The sequence below is a fragment of the Calditrichota bacterium genome, from assembly GCA_013151735.1.
Taxonomy (GTDB): Bacteria; Zhuqueibacterota; JdFR-76; order JdFR-76; family BMS3Abin05; genus BMS3Abin05.
This window is the reverse complement of sequence record JAADHR010000218.1, coordinates 1-4,911: the sequence shown is the minus strand read 5'-3', so window position 1 is coordinate 4,911 and position 4,911 is coordinate 1. Positions and strand designations below refer to the sequence as shown.

The following is a 4,911-nucleotide window of genomic DNA, read 5'->3' as shown; positions in this document are numbered from 1 at the left end:
GGCAAAGCCAAAATAAATTCAGAATCTGTTTCCTGCATATCCAAATCTTTTCCAACGTGTTTTTGAATCAAATAAATTATTCTTCTCACACCGCTGCCCAAGTCCGTCACCAGCCCCATTTTGTACAACAGATTGTAAATCGTCGGGTTACGAAGGACGTGAGCCCCCCCGATTCGAATACTTTCAATGGTGACAGTATTGGGCAACTTTCCTGGAGAGTGAAATTCAACACGGTCTTCAAATAGGAGAATCCGAATAGGGGCATGAATCGTGTAATCGCGGTGAGCAATGGTGTTCACCACGGCTTCCCGCAAAGCGGCAGGCGGTAATTCGGGTTCCCGCTCGGATTCAAAGCCATTAATCACATGTTTTTCTCTGAGGTAAAGATTGAGAAATTTTTGCGTATCGTCAATCATCTCAGGAATCGTGCCCACCATGTCTTTTCGATCAAAAGGCGGAATGGCCAGGTCGTTGCCTGGAATGGCGGCGCAAATGATTTTTGCGTGAGGGAAGAATTTCTGAGGCTGTTGTTTACCGAAGAACAAAATGCCCGCCATTGTGGGAAAACCCTCCCCACTCCACAGCCGCAGATTCTTAAAATACAATTTCAGGTCAGAATCCGGTACGTTAAGTTCAAGAAAATGGGACAAGAAGACTTTAAAACTGTCCCAATCCACGTCCACATCCGAGGCCCCCGCCACGGGCGTTTCATCGTAAAATACACTTTGTACCGCCTGAAACATCCGAAGCATCTCTTCACGTGAGGCCTGCCTGCAGCGATTGGATGAACGGACATAAAACTGACCGCTTCGGGTACGGTACGGGCGCTGGGTTCCTTTCGGAATGTGAACGACCAGAACCGTTTTCCCATCAATCGGAACCGTTTCCTGAACAACCGTAATGGGCGGCGAACAGCGATTGTACGCTACATCGTCGATGGCGCGCATGGCCCCATCCAGGTCGGATACGCCCAAAATCTTGCCTTCATCCGAGATACCCACTACCAACTTTCCCCCATCGGAATTGGCAAAACAGGTGATTGTTTTGGCGAGAGATTCCCTATTCGGAAGTTTGCCTTTAAACTCCGTGTGAAAATCTTCTCCGCGAGAAATTAGATTCTTCAATTCAGATTCATTCATTGGAATGGCTCCGATTTTTGATCCACGCCATTTTTCTGCATCCCGATTGTTACATCCAGAATTTGGGCCCTATTTCAGCGACCACGCTTGTGGATATCGGCTTTTATTTCTTCGGAAACGGAGGCGGCACCAGTTTGGGCGGTGGATTGGCCTTCAACTCCGTCTCAATTACCTCAATCGCCTTTTTCAATTGGGGATCTTTTCCGGCCAGCACAGCCCCGGGGGTGTTTTCCACCACAATATCCGGATCCACACCATGATTTTCGACCACCCACTGACCGTGCAGATTGGCAAACCCTACATTGGACTGTGTGAGCATGCCGCCATCCACCAGAGGAATCATGTTAATGATGCCAATCAGGCCGCCCCAGGTGCGGGTGCCGATAAGCGTCCCGAGCTTGAGCACCTTCACATGCTCACTGAACACCTCTCCGTCCGACCCGGTGCCCGCGTTGCACAACACCACAATCGGCCCGGGGTGCACGGCATGCGGGTAATACATGGGCTTAAAATTCCGCGTTTTGGTCAAAAACGTGAGCTTCCGCTCCAGCTTATCAATCAGGAACCAGGACACAAATCCGCCGCCGTTGTTCCGAACGTCAATAATCAGTCCGTCCCGGTAACGCTCGGCCCGGAAGCCCTGCTCAAACTGTTTGAGTCCTTCTTCGTCCATGTCTGTAAGGTGGATGTACCCCACCCGTCCATTGGTTTCCCGCTTGACGGTCTCGTAGTTTTTTTCAACCCACTCATGGTACCGCAAATTCCAATCGCTGTAAAGGGTCCGAACCCGAACCGTCCGCGCATTTTTGAGCGTAGGCTTTTTGTTGACGGTCAGTGTCACCTCGTCTCCGGCCTTATTTTCAAGGTACTTGAAATAATTTTCTCTGGCAGAGACGCGGTGGCCGTCAATCGCCAGCAGATAATCTCCTTTGTGGACCTGTACGTCCGGGTCACGCAGGGGATTGTGAACCCCGGCCTTCCAGCGAAGGCCTTTTAAAATGTGCGCAAACCGGAAGGCATCGGCCTTAAAATCCGGAACCAGATCGGCTCCCAACAGCCCCACATTGACCCGCGGGTAGCGTTCCCGAAGGGGGCCGCCCCGGCCAATAATGTACTCGTGCGAAGCCGTCAGCTCCCCAATCATCTGGCCCAGCAGGTAATTCAAATCGTTGCGTGTTCCCACAAAAGGAATCAGGGCCGCATATTTTTTGCCGATGGCGGGCCAATTTTTACCGTGGAGGTTCGGATCGTAAAAGAAATCCCGGATCTGCCGCCAGGCTTCCCAGTAGATCTGCCGGTACTCCTGCGAAAAATCCACCAACTGCTCCAGCCCTTTCCAATCCAGTGTACCTTCTCCCACAAAGCTCTCATTATCCGAAGAAATCACACCGGCGGTACTCCCGCTCAAATAAGAGACTTTTGAGCCGTCGTAGGAAACGGAGTAACTGCCGATTCCGGAAACAATCGTCCTGGTTTTTTTAGAGGAAAGATCAAAACGTTTGAGTTTGTAAAAGGTAACCGAATTCGGGTGGAAAAATTCTTCGATTCCCGGAAAACCAAAATGCCTCTTTGAGAGGAAAAAGACACAATGTTTGCCGGCTTCCAATTTTTTGTACGTGCCTGCCGAAACCGGCGCCGTGTACACGCGTTCCGAAAGTCCTTTCAGGTCGATGCGATGGACGTCGATTTTTTCCGTCTTGGCATCCTCACCAGCCCCCTCCTCAAACGGCGGCTTTTCACCCGATTGAAGCTGTACTACCATCAGCTGCGTCATGCTGGCATTAATGTGATTGTCCATGAACGGATCCAATTCCGGCTGAAAATGGCGATTGGACAGGAAAAAGAGGTACTTTCCGGCCTGATCAAACGCGGGACTAAAATCGTCGTACCGGTCGTCCGTGAGCCGAATCTTCTGGCCGGTTTCCACGTTGTACAGGTAAATCGAGCTGTTCAAATTCCGGTTCGTTTTGGAGTAGGTCACCCATTTGCTGTCCGGGGACCAGTGGTAATCGCTGATTTCCCAGTAAATTTCGTTGTCCTTCTGGTAAAAGCACTGGTCGATCTGGGTCATCTTTCCGGAGGCCACATTCACCACAAAGGTTTTGAAATCCTTGTCCCCGAAGAGCAGCTTTTTGCTGTCCGGGGACCACACCAGGTGGTAGTAGTACGTTCTGGAATGATGGGTCAGTTGTTTCCAGGGCCGATCGGGCCGAGGCTCGGTCACGTACAGTTCGTACTCACCGGTTTTGTCGGAAAAAAACGCAACCCATTTTCCATTGGGGGAAAGTACCGGAAAGATTTCCCGACTGCCGGAACTGGCCGTGAGATTCACGGGCTGTCCCCTTTTTTGTGGAACCAGATACACGTCTCCGCGGGATTGTACGACAGCTGTATCCCCTTTCGTCGAGAGGCTCACATATTGAATGTAATTGTCCGGGTCGATGTAGGTGTTGCGAATCCGCCACCGATCAGAGGGAACCCGAATAGGGACCTTCTGATTCTTCCCGCTGGCGAGGTCCAGAGTCCAGAGGTAGCCCTGGCACCCGTACACAATTTTCCCGTCCCCTGCAGACGGGAATTCCACATCCCAATCTTTAAAGTGGGTAAGCGGCTGAATCTGCCCGGTTTTCAACGCGTACCGGTAAAGATTCATCCGTCCGTAGCGGCGGTCGGAATTGAAGTAAATGGCATTCCCCACCCACATCGGGAAATTGTCGTAACCGGCCCAGCGTGTAATGCGTTCAAAATGCAATGTTTTGAGAGTGCCGATCCAGACGTCCTGCTCGGCGCCCCCTTTGTACTTTTTCCAGTTCATTCGGTCGGCGTCGTTTCGGTTAAAGGCGATCCGGGTGCCGTCCGGTGAAAGTGAAGCGTACCGTACACGGTCGACGGGCATTTTTTGGGGAAATCCTCCGGATACGGAAACCTTGTACAATCCGGTTTGAAGCCCCCGGCGCGAGCGGAAAAGCACAAAGCGGCTGTCGGGCGTCCAGCCAAGAACCACGTCGGCGGCCGGGTGGTACGTGAGTCGAACCGGTGCGCCCCCTTCCAGCGGCATGAGGTACACATCATTTCCGCCATCGTAGTTTCCGGTAAAAGCAATCCATTTGCCATTGGGGGAAATTTTGGCAAACCGCTCCTGTCCGGGAAAATCGGTTAGCCGGCGGGCCATACCGCCCGTTTCAGGCACCAGCCAGAGGTCGTCTTCGTAGGTAAACACAATCTTGCCGTGGCCGATGTCCGGCTGTTGTAACAATCGGCCTTCGGGCGGGCCGTCCGCCTGCGCCTGGGAGAGAACCAAAATCCCCAGTAAAAACACCGCCGAAAAAACAAATCCCCATCGAATCGATCGTAATCGCATGAAAAATCTCCTTAAAACTCATGTCGTGCGATGAACCCAGATTTTGGAAACGGCCCCCTGCCCTTGCAGAAAATCTCACCTCTTTTAACCGTTCCCTCCCACCGGTACGGGCAGAAAATCAGAGCTTTCCGAATCCGGATTTAACTGTTTTAAATATAGCGAATTCCCCAAAAATTGCAACAGGATTTTTTATCCTGATCCAACTTCCCGAAAATTTAGAACGATTCAAACGCCAAAATTTTTCTTTTCCTTAAATAGATGTAATTTTTCCCTTTTATTTTTCTGTAATTTTTCCTATTTTACGGTGTAATTCCCGAGCACCACAAGGGTTGAAAGCCGCAAAGGATTTTGAGTCGAATCCCCTTCTTTGCAACTTTGTTCCTTTGTGGCCGCAATACACTGGTATTCTTA

General features: G+C 51.0%; 2 protein-coding genes. Both read right to left on the bottom strand.

Annotation, left to right across the window (positions count from 1 at the left end):
• Positions 1–1,139, bottom strand: a 1,139-nt coding sequence (locus tag GXO76_15860; protein ID NOY79328.1) for a transcriptional regulator, incomplete at its 3' end; no start/stop codon positions are given.
• A 103-nt stretch (positions 1,140–1,242) separates the two neighbouring features.
• Positions 1,243–4,500 carry a hypothetical protein gene (locus tag GXO76_15855; GenBank protein NOY79327.1) on the bottom strand — a complete coding sequence of 1,086 codons (3,258 nt, stop codon included), beginning with the start codon at positions 4,498–4,500 and terminating at the stop codon, positions 1,243–1,245.
• Between the last annotated feature and the right edge of the window lie 411 nt (positions 4,501–4,911).

What these genes read in the sequence shown, in the direction of transcription:
- GXO76_15855 (NOY79327.1), bottom strand. Translation starts at nt 4,500, where the DNA reads ATGCGATTACGATCGATTCGATGGGGATTTGTTTTTTCGGCGGTGTTT.